Source organism: Gracilibacillus timonensis, from assembly GCF_900086715.1.
Taxonomy (GTDB): domain Bacteria; phylum Bacillota; class Bacilli; order Bacillales; family Amphibacillaceae; genus Gracilibacillus; species Gracilibacillus timonensis.
Window position 1 is genome coordinate 225,510 of record NZ_FLKH01000011.1, and the last position, 17,266, is coordinate 242,775.

The window sequence follows — 17,266 nt, forward strand, 5'->3', positions numbered from 1 at the left end:
TAAAAAAAGAGGTGTAAAAACAGATGAATGCTTTAGTTTTAGGAGCAGGAACCATGGGTAATGCCCATGCCGCTGCTTATGCAAAAATGAAAGACGTGACGCTTAGCGGCATTGTCGATGTGAATTCGGAAAAGGCGGTGCAGCTAGCAAACAGGTACGGCACCAAAGCTTTTGCTTCTTATGAAGAAGCAAAACGCCAACTAGCAGATATCGATGTCGTATCTGTCTGCTTGCCAACACCGTCTCATAAAGAAGCGGTTATTCAGGCTGCTCAGGATAAATGTGATGTGATATGTGAGAAGCCGCTAGCCCGTCATTTGGATGATGCAAGGGAAATGATGGATGAATGTAAGCAGCAGGGTGTGCACTTGTTTGTCGGTCATGTTGTGCGATTTTTCCCAGAATATATTCAGGCAAAAAAAGTAGTAGATTCAGAGAAAATAGGTCAGCCGATTATGGCAAGAACAACCAGAGGTGGATCATTCCCTGAAGCCTCCAACGACTGGTATGCCAATTTTGCCAAAAGCGGTGGTGTTATTTTAGATACGGTCATTCACGATTTTGATTTTCTGCGTTGGTGTTTTGGAGAGGTAGAGCGGGTCTATGCCAAAACAAGCAGAGGTAGAGCTGCTGGTAAGATAGAATATGCCTTGATCACCTTGCGTTTTGAAAGTGGTGTTATTGCGCATGTGGAAGGAACATGGGCTCATCAGAAATTCCATACCAAATTAGAGATTGCTGGTAAAGAAGGGATTATTGAGCATGACAGCTCTAAGGTCAATCCTGTTGTATTAGAGAAAAGTGCTGCGGCGAATGAGGCTGGTGGAGTTGCTGTACCTTCAAGCCCAGCTAAGGATAGCCCTTATTATTTAGAAATACAGCATTTTATTACATGTATAAAAGAAGATAAAGCACCGATTGTAACGGCAGAAGATGCCTATGAGGCTGTGAAGATAGCCTTGGCAGCTTTGGAATCTATTAAGCTAGGAAAACCAGTCTATCTCAAGGAATTTACCGGTTTGGAGGGAGTAAAATGAAGGTAGGTATTATTAGTTTTGCTCATGGGCATGCGTTTGGTTACGCCAACGCCTTGAAGAATATAGAAGGTGTAGAGTTATATGGCATTAGCGATGAGGAAGAAACAAGAGGAAAGCAGGCAGCAGAGCAATTTCACACCAACTATTTTGCCGATTATCATGATTTATTGAACGAGCCCATCGATGCTGTTGTGATTACCTCAGAGAATCAAAAGCATCTGGAACATGTAAAAGCAGCGGCAGAGCATGGCAAACATATATTATGTGAAAAACCGTTATCGTCTAACGTGCAAGACGCCGAAAATATGATTCAGATTTGTCACAATAAAGGTGTTATTTTACAAACGGCTTTCCCTGTTAGGTTTAATACCCCGATTCAACACGCCAAAAAAATGATTGATGCGGGTGAGTTAGGTAACATTATCGCAATCAAAGGTACGAATAGAGGAACAAACCCGGGAGGCTGGTTTGTAGAGAAGGATAAATCAGGTGGTGGGGCAGTGATTGATCATACGGTTCATGTCGTGGATATTATTCGCTGGTTTACCAAGGCTGAAATTGCTGAGGTGTATGCCGAAGTAGATGATAAGTTATCGGACTATGAGATAGACGACACGGGTCTATTAACGATGGAATTTGATAATGGTATGTTTGCTACGCTCGATTGCAGCTGGTCGAGGAATAAGAATTATCCTACTTGGGGAGATGTCACGTTGGAGATTGTCGGCACAAAAGGCACGCTCTTTGTCGACGCCTTTGCACAGAAAATGGATGTTTATCATGCGGAAGGTGTTCGTTGGAATGCCTGGGGAGACAATATGGACGCTGGGTTAGTCGAGGATTTTGTACGGACAGTAGAAAGCAAAGGAAAACCTTCTATCAGTGGTGAAGACGGATTGAGGGCACTGGAAGTTGCGATGGCAGCTTATAAATCATCGGAACGAAAAGAAGTAGTAACCCTCGAGCATCTGTAAAGATATTAGTGAAGAGAATCAATGTAAATGCTGAAACCATCCCTTTTTGAATGTTGATAGGGATGGTTTCCGTGCATTTGTGCGATTACAAATAGACCATTGATTTCCCCTGATTAAATTGCTGGAAACTCTTAATCCAGAATTTTTATTGAAATGAATTTGTTCAAACTTAATGAAGCTTCTTTTTTGAGGAGCTTGCCATTAACCAGTACTATAACAGAAGAAGGTGTTTCCTATTCACAGCGCAAAAAGAAAACATAATGTCGTAATCATTGCTTTAGTTACTGCTTGCTGTATACTTGGCGATTCTATGCTTTATATTGCGCTCCCCATTTATTGGAGAGAAGCTGGTTTGGATGGTGTTTGGCAGGTCGGTGTGCTACTTGCTGTTAATCGATTTATTCGCCTGCCGCTAGATCCCTTTGTTGGTTGGCTGTATGAAAAAATGTCCTTAAAAATAGGGTTGTTATTTGCTGTCATTCTTAGTGTAATGACAACTGCAGGTTACGGATTGGTAAAAGGATTCCTGGCATGGTTGATTCTCCGTTGTATTTGGGGGCTAGCTTGGTCTTTTTTACGTATTTGGGGGCTATCAACCGTGGCCGTTTATGGTGAACAACATAAGCAAGGAGAGGCAATGGGCTTATATAATGGTCTTTATCGGATGGGGAGTCTTGTAGGTATGCTTGTCGGCGGTGTGCTGACACCATTTTTAGGGTTAACTTGGATATCTTTATCTTTTGGTCTGGTGTCCGGCATCGGTGTAGTGATACTCGGTGTATTTTTTCAAAATGAAGCGTCTTTATCGAAAACAAAATCGACAGACAGAAAGAAAGGAATCCTCGGATTGGATATTTTGAAGGATTATACCCTTATTATGAGCAGTAGTTTCGTTGTTACATTTATAATACAAGGGGTACTTATGGCAACTTTGTCATCACTTATCATTTATCATTTCGGGGAAGAGGTAGAAATTCTGAATGTAGTCATCGCCGCTTCAGCTCTTTCAGGAATATTACAAGCACTACGGTGGATGTGGGAACCTTTTTTAGCGACGAGGGTTGGTATTTGGTCAGATGGTTCGAAGGGGAGGAAACCGTTCTTCATTGGATCATTACTCTTGGGAAGTATAGGGTTACCAATGCTAGCTTTTTCATCCATCCCTTTGATTTGGATATTTTTCACTCTATGTGTGTTGCTAACATCAACTGCATTAACAACACTCATGGATGCAATGGCTGGCGATCGTTCTCATGAAGCTGGAACTGTTCGTTTTTTCACTTATTATACGGTTGTGCAGGATACAGGAGCAGCTTTTGGCCCATTTGTTGGTTATCTTTTGCTGTCACTCACGTTCGGTTATGAAATGCTTTATATAGGCTGCGCTGTATTGCTTCTTGTGTTAGCGGTGGGTTGGTTTATTCAATTCAAAAAAGAAAAGCAACAGGTGTCTATTTTATAGAATAGTAATTAGGTGAAAAACATCACTATGTTTAACTATATATTTACTCTCTCTAATATGATTCGTAGCAAACTGAAAAAATGTTGCGATGATTAGATAGAATGGAATCGTATTATCTCTAACCTAAGTGGAGAAATACGGAAACCATTCTTTTTTATCTAAGGTGTTGTTTAGGATTTACTTGCGCAGATACAGATATACTGAATTTATATTAGTTTAACCACCACTGTCCCCCCACTTCCTAAATTCACAAAGAAATCTAAGAGGGGACAATGTAAGTTGATAAAGTCTGGGCCCATCTCACTTCATCGGTGAACGGTGTCAATCTCTAACCCATCATAGCTCGTGATAACACCTTCCTGTTCAGACAAGGCTTTCATTTCTTCATAAGTCAATCCACCATTATGGGAGAAGTGGTTGGCGACAAATGTGGTGTCTGGAGAACACAAACCACGTGCACGCAATTCTTGTATGAGTTCTTTATTATGTTCCCAATTCATATGGCTTTGGTTTTTGGCCTTGGTTTGCGATGTGCAATCTAACGAGACGATGGAAAGACGGATATTCTCTTTCTCTAAATAAGTAAATGTTTCTTCATAAGGATAGCCGGTATCATGGGTAGTAAGCAAGGTATCTTTTCCATCAGAAATGGCAAAATTAAAACTATCCTGTTGAAACCAGCCGTGTCGAGCAGGGAATGGATAAATCGTATAGCCGTTCACCTCAAATTTCTGATAGGGTTGAATTGTATGGTAGTGTAATGCCTTCTCCTCGCTTCCGCCTTCCAACTTTATGGCCTTGTCGTAAAAACTCTTAACCGTTTGATTGCCATAGACATGCAGGCTTTTATCTAACCCTGCTGCATAACCCGGCAATCGAAAGGCAAGATCTTCGGGATAGAAATGATCTGAATGCCAATGAGAAATTAACAGATGCTCTAAGTCGTTATAATGGAGGTTATATTTTATCATATGCAAATAAGCATCACCTGGAAAGTCAATCATTAATTGTCCATCATCTAAGATGAATTGACTTTGTGTTCGCACTTCTTTACCTTGTGTTATTCGGGCGTTGTTACAGACTCGACATTTACAAAAGATGGCTGGCACTCGTTCTGCAGCACCTGTTCCTAAATAAGTTAACTTCAAGATCAATGCCTCCAATAAATAAAAATGTTAATTACTAAGAATGATACAGTCCAACATGAAAGACAGCAATATCTCTTAGCTTAGGTTCATCAGCACTTTCTGTTACTTCTATGATCACCTCTTTTGCCATCACTGGCGGTATAGCAATGATTTGTTTATGACCAACGTTTTGTCCCTGATAGACAGAACATACTACGCCTGATTTCTTGGTTTTGATCGTGAGCTGAAACTGTTGTATGTTTTCCCCATTGGTCAAGTCTTCTTCTAGGATAACATGGTCAAAGAAAATTGGTTTTTCAGGACGATACCGCCAGCAATGACCATCCCGTTGAAATGGAGAGAAGGAAACCAATGGATTCGAAAATCTGTGCTCGATCGCCTCCTTGAATTGGTAGAGACGCTCTACATCTGCTGTGGGCAGTTTCCCTTGCCGATCTGGTCCAATGTTGAGCAGCAGGTTGGTACCATTGCCAATCGAATGATAGTACAGTCCCATTAATTCTTCCACACTCTTGATTTGGTCCTCGTTATTTTCACTATAAAACCAGGTATCTCTTAATTGCACATCACATTCTGCTGGGAGCCATTTACGCTCCTGTAAGGTGCTTTGTTCATCAGCATAGATTGAAAATTCGGTAGACTCTACTTCATTCCAAGTAGGAGTAGGGGCAAGCCCATCTTCATTGCCAATCCATCTAAACTGGGGATCGACCATGTTAAAAATAAGAATATTGGGCTGCAATGATCGAATCTGCTTCACAATTCTTGGCCAGTCATATTCATGATCTTCTGAACCTGCCCCATCAAACCAAAGAATGTCTATTTCGCCGTAGTTGGTCAACAATTCAGTGATTTGATTAATAAAATAATCGTCGTATTCTTTCGCATCTTTATTATAAAAGTCCACAGAACCGTCATAAGGGGAATAATATAATCCAATCTTCAAGCCATAGTTACGGCAGGCATCGGTGAATTCTTGGACGACATCGCCTTTACCATCTTTCCAAGGAGACTGTTTGACAGAGAAATCGGTATAGGCAGATGGCCAATTAGAAAAGCCATCATGGTGTTTCGCTGTGAGAACGGCATATTTCATGTTTGCCTGTTTTGCTGCTTGAACCCATTGATTACAATTTAAATCTGTGGGGTTGAAGGCACTTGGAGACATCGTTCTACTATCAAAATCGTGGTATCCTTCATAAAAGGTGCGAAGTCCAAAGTGTAAAAATAATCCATATTCCCAATCTTGATAGGCTAACTGCATGGTGCTAGGTTTCATCTTTTCTAGGTTTGACATGTTCTCTCTCCCTTTACATAAGGAAAAGGAGAAACGGTGAGAGGCGTTTCTCTTTTTCCTTGCTGTGGTTTATTTATATTTTTCATCGTAAGCAGTTTGATAGATTTCCATATACTCTTCCAGCCCTTTTTGATGTAAGGTGTCGATATATTGGTCCCATTCTGAATCAAGGTCCGAAGATCCGGTAATAAAGGCAGCTGTCATTTCCTCAATGTATTCGGTAATCGATTGTTCGAGCTGTGCTAATCGATTAGATTCTTCTTCACTAAAGAAAAGCTTAGGCATTGGTTCTATTTCGTCTGACAGATAAGGTTCATATTGTTCTGTAGCAGCCCATAATACTTTCTCCTGGTCTCCATCAGGTACTGCCTGACCAGCACGAAATGCTGCTGTACGAAGAGAAGGACCAGTTTGATCCCAGAATGCGTTATGGATCGGTTCTTCACGCGGAATCATTTCATATTGAGCAGGATTTCCGTCTAATCCAGTGGTTCCCTCCTCGGGCACTTTCCATTCTTCATCTTCACGTCCTAGAACGGATCTCATCGTGATTTCTTCCTGATACATGGCATCGGCCCAGCGCAGTGCAACGTCAGGATGAGCTGCCTTGTCTGTGATGATAAACTCAGATGGTCTCGTTACAGGGTTAGGCAGTGAGAAAGTAACACGTTGTCCATTTGGTCCTTCTAATGGAGGGATCGCTACATAATCAGCTAATCTGCCTTGTTGGTCACTGAAAAAACTTGGAACTGCAGATACGGCTGTTCCTAAAAGAGGCGCTTCTCCGTTTTCTCCTAATTGTTTGAATTGTTCTTGGTTTTGCGTAAAAGAGCCTTCGTATATCAAATCCTCTTGGTAAAGATCATGAATATACGTCAATGCTTCTTTGTACTCCTCTTTATCCCATGGCACTACTACTTCGCCATCTACTACATGGGTATCACTATAGATGAAGGGGTCGATTAAAAAGCTAGACGGTGCAGCTATATCTCCATGCCAGCCATTGTACATGCCTGCTAGCGGGATTTCATCTGCTTCTCCATTACCATTCGGGTCTTCTTCTTTTATTGCTACTAATAATTCTCGGTATTCTTCTGTTGTGGTTGGAATCTCAAGGCCAAGTTCATCTAACCATGGCTGATACACCCACATTTTTTGTGGCATAGTACAATGATAGCATTCGTTTACTTGTGGCAAAGAGTAAATTTGTCCCTCAGGTGTGGTAATAGCATCTTCTACAATTGGCATTTCTTCCAGCATTTTTTTTGTTTCAACACCGTATTCTTCGATGAGGTCATTTAATGCCAAAAAGGTACCGTTATCGCCATAAATACGTAACTGAGCCGGGCTTAATTCTAAATCCATGATAATATCAGGGTATTCTCCGCTAGCTAGCATAAGGTTTAGTTGTTCTTGAGCACCTTCTTCAGGAAGTACCTCCCAATTGACTTTCACCCCGGTTTTTTCTTCATACCATTCAGTGAATTCATTGGTTTCGAAGTCTTGCACAAGCGCATTACTAGGTATTACTACATTCAATTCGACTTCTTCTTCCACAATAGGGAATGTACCTGCTTCGGTTACGATGGGCTCATAATCTCCACTTTCTCCACCAGTAGATTCGTCATTGGAACATCCTACGATCAACATGGTCATGACCAACAAGATGAAACATAAGCTTTTACTTGCATTTTGCATGCTTAACCCCTCCTAAATAATATTCATCTAATGTCCTTGTTTATCACTTACCCCGATGTTTTCACCCCCTTTAAATGAAATAGCATGTTAACCTTTCAAGGAGCCAATCATTACGCCTTTGACAAAGTGTTTCTGAACAAAAGGATAGATAATTAACACAGGCAGTGAAGCGACAACAATCGTAGAGTATTTCAACAACTGCTGCAGTCCGATCCGATCTTCCATTCGACTGACATCTCCCATCATGGAGGGATCGATTTCGTTCTGCACCAAGATATCTCTTAATACCAGCTGCAATGGAAATAGGTTAGCGTCACGTAAGAAAATCAAGGCATTGAAGTATTGATTCCAATGTCCGACAGCGTAAAATAAAGTCATAACTGCCATAATAGGAGCTGATAGCGGTATCACTATTTTGAATAAAAATTTAAAATCATTACAACCATCAATTTGGGCAGATTCCAATAATTCGTCAGGAATAGTAGTTTTAAAAAATGACATGGTGACAATCACATTAAAGACAGCTAAGGCATTGGGCAATAATAAGGACCATCTCGTGTTTAACAAACCTAAGTCGCGAACTAGAAGATACATAGGGATTAATCCCCCATTAAACATCATTGTAAAGACAAACAGAAACATAAATATATTTCGACCCCTGAAGTCTTTCCGTGTTAGGGGATAGGCGGCTAAGATGGTTAACGCAACGTTGATGATCGTCCCAACTACCATATAAAATAGAGAGTTGGCATACCCTGTCCAGATTGCTTCATGCTTAAATACCTCTTTATAACTAGTTAAACTGAAATCAACGGGTAACAGCCATACCTTGCCAGTAGACACCGCTTGTGCAGAGCTAAAGGACGAACTAATGACAAAGATTAATGGATAAAGCACCGAGAGAACAAAGAGAGACAATAGTACATAATTACAAATCGTGAATATTTTATCGCTTTTTGTTTCTTTAATATGCGAATGCATCTTCTCACTCCTTTTCTATAAAAATGAAATATTCTATGCTTCTACCATAGTCCTTGCTTGGTTACTTTTTTTGCTAATTGGTTGGAACCTACTATTAGAATTAGCCCAACAACTGCTTTGAATAATCCAATGGCTGCAGAGTAGGAATATTGCGGAATCATTCCTGTGAGTCCCACTTTATAGACATACGTATCGATCACCTCAGAGGCCTTTAAGTTCAATGGGTTCTGCATGAGCAGCACTTTTTCAAAACCGGTATCTAAAAATCCTCCCATATTAAGAATAAGAATGATGATTGCGGTAGGCATGATACCTGGTATATCGATATGCCATATTCGTCTTAATTTAGAAGCACCATCGATAATCGCAGCTTCGTGTAGTTCTGGACTAATACCAGCCAAGGCAGCGAGATAAATAATACAGCCAAACCCAACATTCTGCCATACGTCTGTCCAAACAAAAATGGATTTAAACAGGCTTGCTTCTCCCATAAAGTTAATCGTGTCAAATCCTAAATTACTCAATAAAGAATTAGCCGGTCCTCTTGGATCTAGAATAATAAAGATAATCCCAACCATCACCACAACGGAAATAAAATGTGGTGCATAGGTTATCATTTGAGCCGCGCGTTTAAACCGTTTGTTGTAGATGTAGGTTAAACTTAAGGCTAATACAATGGGCAGAGGAAAGGTGGCTAAGACCTGATATATACCTAACAAGATGGTGTTTTTCATTACCCGCCAGAATTCAAAAGAACTCATAAAGGTGGTGATATGATCCCAGCCAGTCCAGGGACTGCCCCAAATTCCTAAGGATGGGTTGAAATCCTTAAAGGCAATAATGGCACCATACATGGGCAGGTATTTGAAGATTAAGATATACAGTAGTGGCAGGGCAAAAATGACGTATAATTGCCATCCATTCTTGATATCCTTTAATAGCTTGGACCTTTTCTTCACACCTAGTTGTTTGCCAGCATACTCGCTTGTCATTTTCAATGTTTGTTTCCTCCTCACTTTATTTCCTGGGTAATGATATATCAAGCTCCTCATTTGTGACCGATAACATTTTAAATATGCAATGCTGATATCGGTATCATTTTTAGGATTGGCCCCTTTCATCAGGATATGCTTTAATAATTAAAACTTTCTCCAATAAGTTTATTAAGTTGGGATAACTATACAATCAAATGTAAGCGTTGTCAAGTTATTTTTTTGAAATAATATTCACTGCCTTTTAGGAGTAATAGAATAGTTTTTTCGCATATCTATGTTTGTTTGAAATATTCATTTATAAAATTTATTGCTTGATGTCACAGAATTGGAACAAGAGATGGAATTGCTTAATGGTTATATAAGTGCTTTTTGAACAACCTCTATAAATAAGGAATTTCAAAAATGGAGAAAAGAATAGGTGCTTATATTGACACCGTTTGCAAAGGAGTGGTATAGTATTTTTAACTTAATAAACCCATTGGAAAAAGTGTGATATTATCAATTATATAACTTATTTACTAGCAACAAATGAACAAACTTTTTTAGATTGGAATGTGTATACCTATGAAAAGAACAGGTGACCTCAAGTTAATTCAAGAACTTAATCGCTCGATTATTTTAGAGACGATTCGCAAATATGGTCCGATTTCCAGAAGTGAGATTGCCAAAAAGAATGAGCTAAGCCCAACAACGGTAGCTTCCGCCGTCACCGAGCTTATTAATGATGGCTATGTCAACGAAGGAGGAACGGGAATCTCCAGCGGAGGCAGGAGACCAATTTTGCTGCAATTTTCGCCAGATAACCACTACCTCATTGGTGTATCCATCTCTTATTCTAAGATTACGATTGCCGATATTAATTTAGAAGCGGAGATTAATATTAAAAAGATTTACCCTACGAAAGGATATACTGGTGCGGTCTTGGTGAATTATTTATTACAGTTACTAGAAGATTTCTATACCAAGCAGCAAGATCACAGGCAATGTGTAGGGATTTCTATCATTATACAAGGGATCGTTGACTCCAAAAAAGGGATTGTTCATTATAATCCGGTGTTATTACTAGAAGATGTTTATCTGCGTGACTCAGTGGAACAGCATTTTCAATTGCCTACTTGGCTTGAAAACGATACAAATGCCTATGTTCTGGCAGAAAAACACTTTGGTCATTTTCAGGAGGTAGAAAACCTAATTTATATTACCATTGGCGAAGGTGTCGGTGCCGGAGTGATTGTCAACCATACACTATCGCGCGGAGAAAGCGGTGGTGCAGGTGAATTGGGGCATACAAGCATTGATTGGAATGGGAAACCGTGTAGCTGCGGGAATAAGGGGTGTCTGGAAAATTACATCAGCTGGCCTGCCACTGCTCAGAAGATTATGGAAGAGATAGAAATAGGGCGAGAAACGATGCTGGCAGATTATCTTACCAATCATAAAACGTTTATTGCACCCTCAGAGTTTGTGGAGGCAGTGAATGCCGGAGATGACTTGGCTATTGAAATTAATCACCAAATGGCAGAATATCTCTCAGCAGGAGTGGTGCACTTAGTCCATTTATTTAACCCAGAGGCGATTATTTTAGGGGGGGATGTCACAAATCAAAATCCAATATTATATGCTTGCTTACAAGACATGGTGGAACAAAGAGCGTTAAAAGCTCTATATAAAGATGTCTCTATTACCTCGTCTTCTCTTGGCAAGGAATTTGAAATGGTAGGAGCGGCATCTGTTTTATTGCAAGATAAGTTTCAGTTTAAGCTTACTCATGATTCGAACAGACTAAAAACAAGTTTATAGGAGGATGATTATGCTAACAGGTATTAATCAATGGTGTTACCCAGCAGACACAAGTTTGGAACAAGTATTGGCTTACAGTAAAGAAGCGGGATTCGATACTGTGGAATTAAACGTGAATCCTGCTGGAGGTATAGGGTTGACGATAGATTCAGCCCCGGAAGATGCCAAAAAGATTAAGCGCTTAGCAGACGAATATGGTGTGCAGATTAAGAGCCTATCCACTGCATTGCTATGGCAAGTGCCTTTATCATCACCAGATGAGGCCACCCGAGCGGAAGGGCGCAAGGTGATTGAGAAGCAAATTGAATTAGCCGCCGCAATGGATATTGACACGGTGCTTGTCGTGCCTGGCTCTGTATCAGAGGATGTCTCCTATGATCAATGTTATCAACGCAGTCAAGCAGAACTTAAGAAAATACTTCCTATAGCGGAGCAGCATCAAGTACATATTGGAATTGAAAATGTGTGGAATAAATTTTTGCTTTCTCCAATGGAAATGGCACGTTATGTTGACGAGTTAGATTCCGAATATATCGGCGTTTATTTAGATATTGGAAATGTGTTGCAATTTGGCTATCCTGAACAATGGATTCGTATACTGGATCAGCGTATTCGCAAGGTACATGTCAAGGATTTCAATACAGCGACAGGAAATATCACCGGATTTGTTCATCTATTAGCCGGCGATGTTAATTGGAAAGAGGTCAGCAAGGCGCTGAAAGAGATAGGTTATGATGGACCAGTAACCGCCGAATTATCACCTTATAAGCTTGATCCAAAAACGCTGGCGATCGATACGGCAAGACATATTCAATTAATCATAAATGCAGGTTAAGAGGAGGAGAATGAATGACTAAAGTGAAGGTAGGATTTGTTGGTGTTGGAGGAATTGCAGCTACTCATTTGAAAAATCTTTCTGCCAATGAGGCGGTGGATATCACTTCTGTATGTGATATTGTTGAAGCGAATGCTGTAAGAGTAGGTGAAGAACATCAGGCAACTGCCTATACCAATGCTGAGGAGATGTTGGATAACGAAGTACTTGATGTTCTGTTTATTTGTGTACCACCATTTGCACATGGAGATGTCGAAGAAAAGGCTGCAAAAAAGGGCATTCATTTAATGGTCGAAAAACCAGTTGGGTTAAATGTCGAAGAAGCCAAACGAAAACAGGCTGTCATTAAACAAGCTGGTATTATCTGTGCGACCGGTTATTGTTTGCGCTATCTTGACACGGTTAAAAGGGCAAAGGAATATTTGGCAGATAAAGAGATTGCTATGGTACGTGGTCACTATATCAGTGGTTTTGTAGAAACACCTTGGTATCGCACGATGTCTAAGTCAGGCGGACAGCTGGTAGAACAAGCTACTCATATTATGGATATGATGCGTCATTTAGGTGGAGATATCGATAAGGTGTATGCCAATATGGCTTTGCGTGTTTCTGATGAGATAGAGAATATCGATATTCCAGATGTTACATCAGTAAACTTCACCTTTACTAATGGAGCGGTTGGTCACTTGGATTGTTCAATTACACAAACGGATCATCGTATGGGAGTGGAAGTATTAGGTAAGAATTTCCGTGTAACCATTGATGGAACAGGTCTTACAATTTTAGAAAATAACGAAGTGGTTAGCGCTGATGCAGAGGTGGATTTTTATGCAGAACAGGATCAAGCCTTTATTGATGCGATTGTAACCGGAAACACAGATGGCATTTTATCCGACTATACCAATGGCTTAAAAACATTAGCGGTGACCTTGGCAGCGAATGAATCACAGGACTCGGGCAATGTAATTTCTTTAAGCTAAACAGTTGTGGTGAAAAACGAAGAGAAGGAAGCACCAAACCTATTTTCATTCTAGGTTTGATGCGCTATTAATAGCTTAAAAGGGGGCTTGCAAATGTTAAAAATAGCTGTTATTGGTCTGGGGAAAATGGGGCAGCGTCATGCTGAGGCTTGGCATAGTCTGTATGATGCGGAGTTAGTAGCACTGGTAGGTCGAGATGAGAATAAACTATCACCCCTTCTATCAAAGTGGGATACGGCCTATTTTGCAAATATCCAGTCATTATTAGAGAAAGAGGATATCGATGTACTGGATATTTGTTTGCCGAGTTTTTTACACTATGAAACGATTACTGCTGCTATTCAAATGCAGGATCAGTTGTCGATTGTTTGTGAAAAACCATTATGTTTAACAGGAGAACAAGCGGAAGAAATTCAAGCATTAAGTGTGCAAAAACAGGCGCGGATTTTTGTCGGGCATACCCTTCGATTTGATCCGGAATATAGTGCCCTCCGAAATCGCGTGTTGGAAGGAGCGGTTGGTGAGCCAGGAGTGGTTCGGCTTTCTCGAAAAACAGCCTTTCCAGGAGGCTGGTTTGCTGATTCGACCAAAAGTGGCGGTATTATGATGGATTTAGGGATTCATGATTTGGATTGGTTGATGTGGACATTTGGTGATGTCGAACGAGTAATGGCTCGCCATATTACAAAGAGTGAATTCGAATATGCTCTTATTACTGTTCGAATGAAATCTGGAGTAATGGCTCATGTAGAGTTATCCTGGGGTGCAGATCGTTTGCAGTCAGCAGTGGAAGTCGCTGGAAAAGAAGGGCTCCTTGTAGCAAGTAATGAAAACAAAGAGGCGATAAAAGTCCACCAGTTTAATGCTTCATCTGGTAAGGGATATCTATCCGCTGACCTTATTGGTGAATCACCTATCTATAGACAGTTGAAACATTTTAGGGATTGTATACGAGAAGGAGTTACTCCTGTTATTTCACTAAATGATGCCGTCCAATCTGTCAAAGTGGTGGAGGCTGCTATTACTTCAGCACAGTTAGGTCAAGCCATACATATGGGGGAGGAGGATTAAAAATGAAGGTTGGAATGATTAGCTTTGCACATATGCATGCTACTGCTTACGCCCAGTATCTGCGTCAGCATCCGGATATTGAAATAATAGGAATCTGGGATGATCATGCCGAACGAGGAAGAGAAATGGCAGAGACCTATCAAACTCGCTTTTATCATGATCTGTCGCAATTATTAGCGACAGAGGTAGAAGCAGTTGTTATCTGTTCTGAAAATGTAAAACATAAAGAGCATGTCATCGCCGCTGCCCAGGCAAAGAAACATATTTTATGTGAGAAACCGATAGCGACATCGTTGGATGACGCACAAGCTATGATTGACGTTTGTAATCGAGAGCAAGTCACCTTGCAAATTGCTTATCCTGTCCGTTTTTCTCCTGTTATGCAGCAAGTCAAGAACATACTTGAGGCGCAAGACATTGGTGATGTAGTAGCGATTAATGGTACAAATCATGGACAAATGCCAGGCAGTTGGTTTATTGATAAAGCAATGTCAGGCGGAGGTGCTGCGACCGATCACATTGTGCATCTGCTGGATGTGACACGCTGGTTGCTGAATGACGAGGTAAAGTCGGTTTATGCCGAACTGGATACCAAGTTTCATTCGATTGATGTCGAGGATTGTGGCATTGTTTCGTTGGAGATGGAATCAGGAGTGATTTTCACCATTGATCCAAGCTGGTCCAGGCCAAATGTTTTTCCTACTTGGGGAGATGTGACAATGGAAGTTGTGGGGACAAAAGGAAGCCTTACAATTGATGCATTCAAGCAACACTTTTTATTATATAACGATCGGGAGAATGCTGTACAACAGCTGCCTTGGGTAGATGATATGGACCAGGGCTTGGTAAATGACTTTGTCCAATGTATACAGACCAAACGTCCAGCCTCTATCACAGGAGAAGATGGCTTGCGTGCATTGGAAGTGGTGAAAGCTGCTTATCAATCTGCGGAGATAAATCAAGTCGTTACCATGGAAAGGATAAAGGTATAACGGTGGAAAACAAGGAGTGATCATATGAAAATAGGATTAAGTTCATATAGTTTATTTGCGGCGATGAAGACGGGGGAAATGACGATATTGGATGTGATCGATTGGACAAGTGAACAAGGATTTGAGCATATTGAAATCGTGCCGAATCTGGGCTTTGCATGGGAAGACGATCATTTAATCGATCAAGTTCGGGAGCGTGCAGCGGAAAAAGGGATTGAAATTTCTAACTATGCTATCGGAGCCAATTTTTTGCAGCCGACAGAAGAAGACTATCAAGCGGAGATTCAGCGGGTGAAAAAGGAAGTGGATATCGCTCATCGGTTGGGAGCAAAGTTAATGCGTCATGATATTGCCTCAAGGGGAATTCCAGAGACAACCATTGCTAATTTTGAAAAGGATTTGCCTTTATTAGTAAGCGCATGCCAAGAAGTGGCCGATTATGCCCATCAGTATGGGATCACAACAAGTATCGAAAATCATGGTTATTATATCCAGCAGAGTGATCGTGTTCAGTCCGTGATTAACCATGTGGATCGGGAAAATTTCAAAACAACAATGGATGTAGGGAATTTTCTTTGTGCGGATGAAAGTCCGCTGGCGGCTGTTCAAAAGAATATTGCGTTTGCTTCCATGGTGCATATTAAAGATTTTTACCAGCGGCCGGCTCATCTTAATCCAGGAGAAGGCTGGATACCTACTATCGCCGGTAATTATTTGCGCAGTGCGATCATCGGTCATGGAGATATTCCGATGCGGGAAGTGTTGCGAGTGATTAAAGCATCTGATTATGACGGGTATGTGTCGATCGAATTTGAAGGTCTGGAAGAATGTAAACTTGCCTCGAAATTAAGTTTGACCAATCTGAAAAACATGTGGCAAGAAATATAGGAGGGTATTAATCATGAAGATAGGTGTTATTGGAGCAGGGTCGATTTCTGGAGCACATTTCGAGTCGTATGCTAATAATGAACAAGCAGAAATTTTTGCGATTTGTGATCTAAATGAAACGCGGGCGAAGCAAAAAGCAGAACAATATGGGGCAACGCATACGTATACCGGTTACCATGAATTACTGGCTAATAAAGAGGTCGAGGCGGTTAGTATCTGTACATGGAATAACACGCATGCCGAGATAGCTATCGCAGCACTTCAAGCAGGGAAACATGTACTAGTGGAAAAGCCACTATGTAAAACTGTGGAAGATGCCCTAGCGGTAGAAGAAGCTGTAAAATCTTCCGGAAAAACCCTCCAAGTTGGTTTTGTACGACGCTATGCTGCCAATACGGAGATTGTCAAACGCTTTATTGATAATGGAGATTTGGGTGACATTTATTATGCCAAAGCGACCTGTTTAAGGCGATTAGGCAACCCAGGTGGCTGGTTTGCGGATAAAGAAAGATCCGGTGGTGGCCCTTTAATTGATTTAGGTGTACATATCATCGACATTTGTTGGTATTTAATGGGGAAACCAAAGGTGAAATCAATCCGAGGGAATACGTACCATCAGCTAGGAAATCGTTCGAATGTAGAACATCTGGATTTTTATAAAGCGGCTGACTATGATCCCAATAAAAATACCGTAGAAGATATGGCGAATGCCCTGATAACCTTTGAAAATGGTGCATCTTTAATGGTAGATGTCAGCTTTACCCTCCATGCTAAGCAAGATCAAATGGCGGTGAATCTGTATGGGGACAAGGGTGGTGCAGAATTAGAACCATCGCTTGAGATTATCACGGAGAAATATAATACGATGTTAAACGCAACCCCGCAAACGGATCATCATAGTTTTAATTTCCAACAGGCATTTCAAAATGAGATTGATTACTTTGTAGATACTATTAACGGAGATAAGGAAACACGCAGCCCTGTGTCAGATGGGGTAGAGATGATGAAAATCCTTTGTGGAATTTATGAGTCCAGTGAAAAAGGTAAAGAAATTCAATTTTAAGCGTATCTAGATAGGCCATGTCAGGTGAACTGGCATGGCTTATCT

At 40.8% G+C, this 17,266-nt stretch carries 15 protein-coding genes; 10 read left to right on the top strand and 5 right to left on the bottom strand.

Going from position 1 to position 17,266, the window contains the following annotated elements; all coding sequences use genetic code 11:
* Positions 1-23 precede the first annotated feature (23 nt).
* From BN6556_RS08435 to BN6556_RS08445, 3 genes are all read left to right on the top strand, one after another.
* Entirely contained in the window at positions 24-1,037 is a 1,014-nt protein-coding gene (locus tag BN6556_RS08435; protein ID WP_066189701.1) for a Gfo/Idh/MocA family protein, read from the top strand.
* Positions 1,034-2,011, top strand: a complete 978-nt coding sequence (locus BN6556_RS08440; RefSeq protein WP_066189704.1) for a Gfo/Idh/MocA family protein — start codon at positions 1,034-1,036, stop codon at positions 2,009-2,011. The genes BN6556_RS08435 and BN6556_RS08440 overlap by 4 nt, the downstream gene beginning before the upstream one ends.
* Before the next feature lie 226 nt (positions 2,012-2,237).
* Complete coding sequence (locus BN6556_RS08445; protein ID WP_262361286.1) at positions 2,238-3,473, top strand: MFS transporter; 1,236 nt, start codon at positions 2,238-2,240, stop codon at positions 3,471-3,473.
* Positions 3,474-3,778: 305 nt separating this feature from the next.
* Here the strand turns inward: BN6556_RS08445 and BN6556_RS08450 are convergent, their stop codons facing one another.
* From BN6556_RS08450 to BN6556_RS08470, 5 genes are all read right to left on the bottom strand, one after another.
* On the bottom strand, positions 3,779-4,621 hold the full coding sequence (locus BN6556_RS08450) for an MBL fold metallo-hydrolase (RefSeq protein ID WP_066189707.1): 843 nt from the start codon (positions 4,619-4,621) through the stop codon (positions 3,779-3,781).
* 34 nt (positions 4,622-4,655) lie between these two features.
* Positions 4,656-5,918 (bottom strand): alpha-L-fucosidase, encoded by a 1,263-nt coding sequence (locus BN6556_RS08455; protein WP_066189712.1) that lies wholly within the window; start codon positions 5,916-5,918, stop codon positions 4,656-4,658.
* Between the two features lie 69 nt (positions 5,919-5,987).
* On the bottom strand, positions 5,988-7,616 hold the full coding sequence (locus BN6556_RS08460) for an extracellular solute-binding protein (protein WP_066189716.1): 1,629 nt from the start codon (positions 7,614-7,616) through the stop codon (positions 5,988-5,990).
* Positions 7,617-7,703: 87 nt separating this feature from the next.
* Complete coding sequence (locus BN6556_RS08465; RefSeq protein WP_066189719.1) at positions 7,704-8,597, bottom strand: carbohydrate ABC transporter permease; 894 nt, start codon at positions 8,595-8,597, stop codon at positions 7,704-7,706.
* 41 nt (positions 8,598-8,638) lie between these two features.
* Positions 8,639-9,589, bottom strand: a complete 951-nt coding sequence (locus tag BN6556_RS08470) for an ABC transporter permease (RefSeq protein ID WP_066191241.1) — start codon at positions 9,587-9,589, stop codon at positions 8,639-8,641.
* Positions 9,590-10,156: 567 nt separating this feature from the next.
* On the opposite strand from BN6556_RS08470, the gene BN6556_RS08475 reads away from it, so the two are divergent.
* From BN6556_RS08475 to BN6556_RS08505, 7 genes are all read left to right on the top strand, one after another.
* Positions 10,157-11,392, top strand: coding sequence for an ROK family transcriptional regulator (locus tag BN6556_RS08475; RefSeq protein ID WP_066189722.1), 1,236 nt, complete (start codon positions 10,157-10,159; stop codon positions 11,390-11,392).
* A 10-nt stretch (positions 11,393-11,402) separates the two neighbouring features.
* Positions 11,403-12,227: a sugar phosphate isomerase/epimerase family protein gene (locus BN6556_RS08480; RefSeq protein ID WP_066189726.1), complete on the top strand. Its 825-nt coding sequence runs from the start codon at positions 11,403-11,405 to the stop codon at positions 12,225-12,227.
* Between the two features lie 14 nt (positions 12,228-12,241).
* Positions 12,242-13,207, top strand: coding sequence for a Gfo/Idh/MocA family protein (locus tag BN6556_RS08485; RefSeq protein WP_066189728.1), 966 nt, complete (start codon positions 12,242-12,244; stop codon positions 13,205-13,207).
* A gap of 93 nt (positions 13,208-13,300) precedes the next feature.
* Positions 13,301-14,278, top strand: a complete 978-nt coding sequence (locus tag BN6556_RS08490) for a Gfo/Idh/MocA family protein (RefSeq protein WP_066189732.1) — start codon at positions 13,301-13,303, stop codon at positions 14,276-14,278.
* Positions 14,279-14,280: 2 nt separating this feature from the next.
* On the top strand, positions 14,281-15,270 hold the full coding sequence (locus BN6556_RS08495) for a Gfo/Idh/MocA family protein (RefSeq protein WP_066189734.1): 990 nt from the start codon (positions 14,281-14,283) through the stop codon (positions 15,268-15,270).
* Between the two features lie 24 nt (positions 15,271-15,294).
* Positions 15,295-16,158, top strand: coding sequence for a sugar phosphate isomerase/epimerase family protein (locus tag BN6556_RS08500; protein WP_066189740.1), 864 nt, complete (start codon positions 15,295-15,297; stop codon positions 16,156-16,158).
* Between the two features lie 13 nt (positions 16,159-16,171).
* Positions 16,172-17,221 carry a Gfo/Idh/MocA family protein gene (locus tag BN6556_RS08505; protein ID WP_066189742.1) on the top strand — a complete coding sequence of 350 codons (1,050 nt, stop codon included), beginning with the start codon at positions 16,172-16,174 and terminating at the stop codon, positions 17,219-17,221.
* Positions 17,222-17,266: the final 45 nt, after the last annotated feature.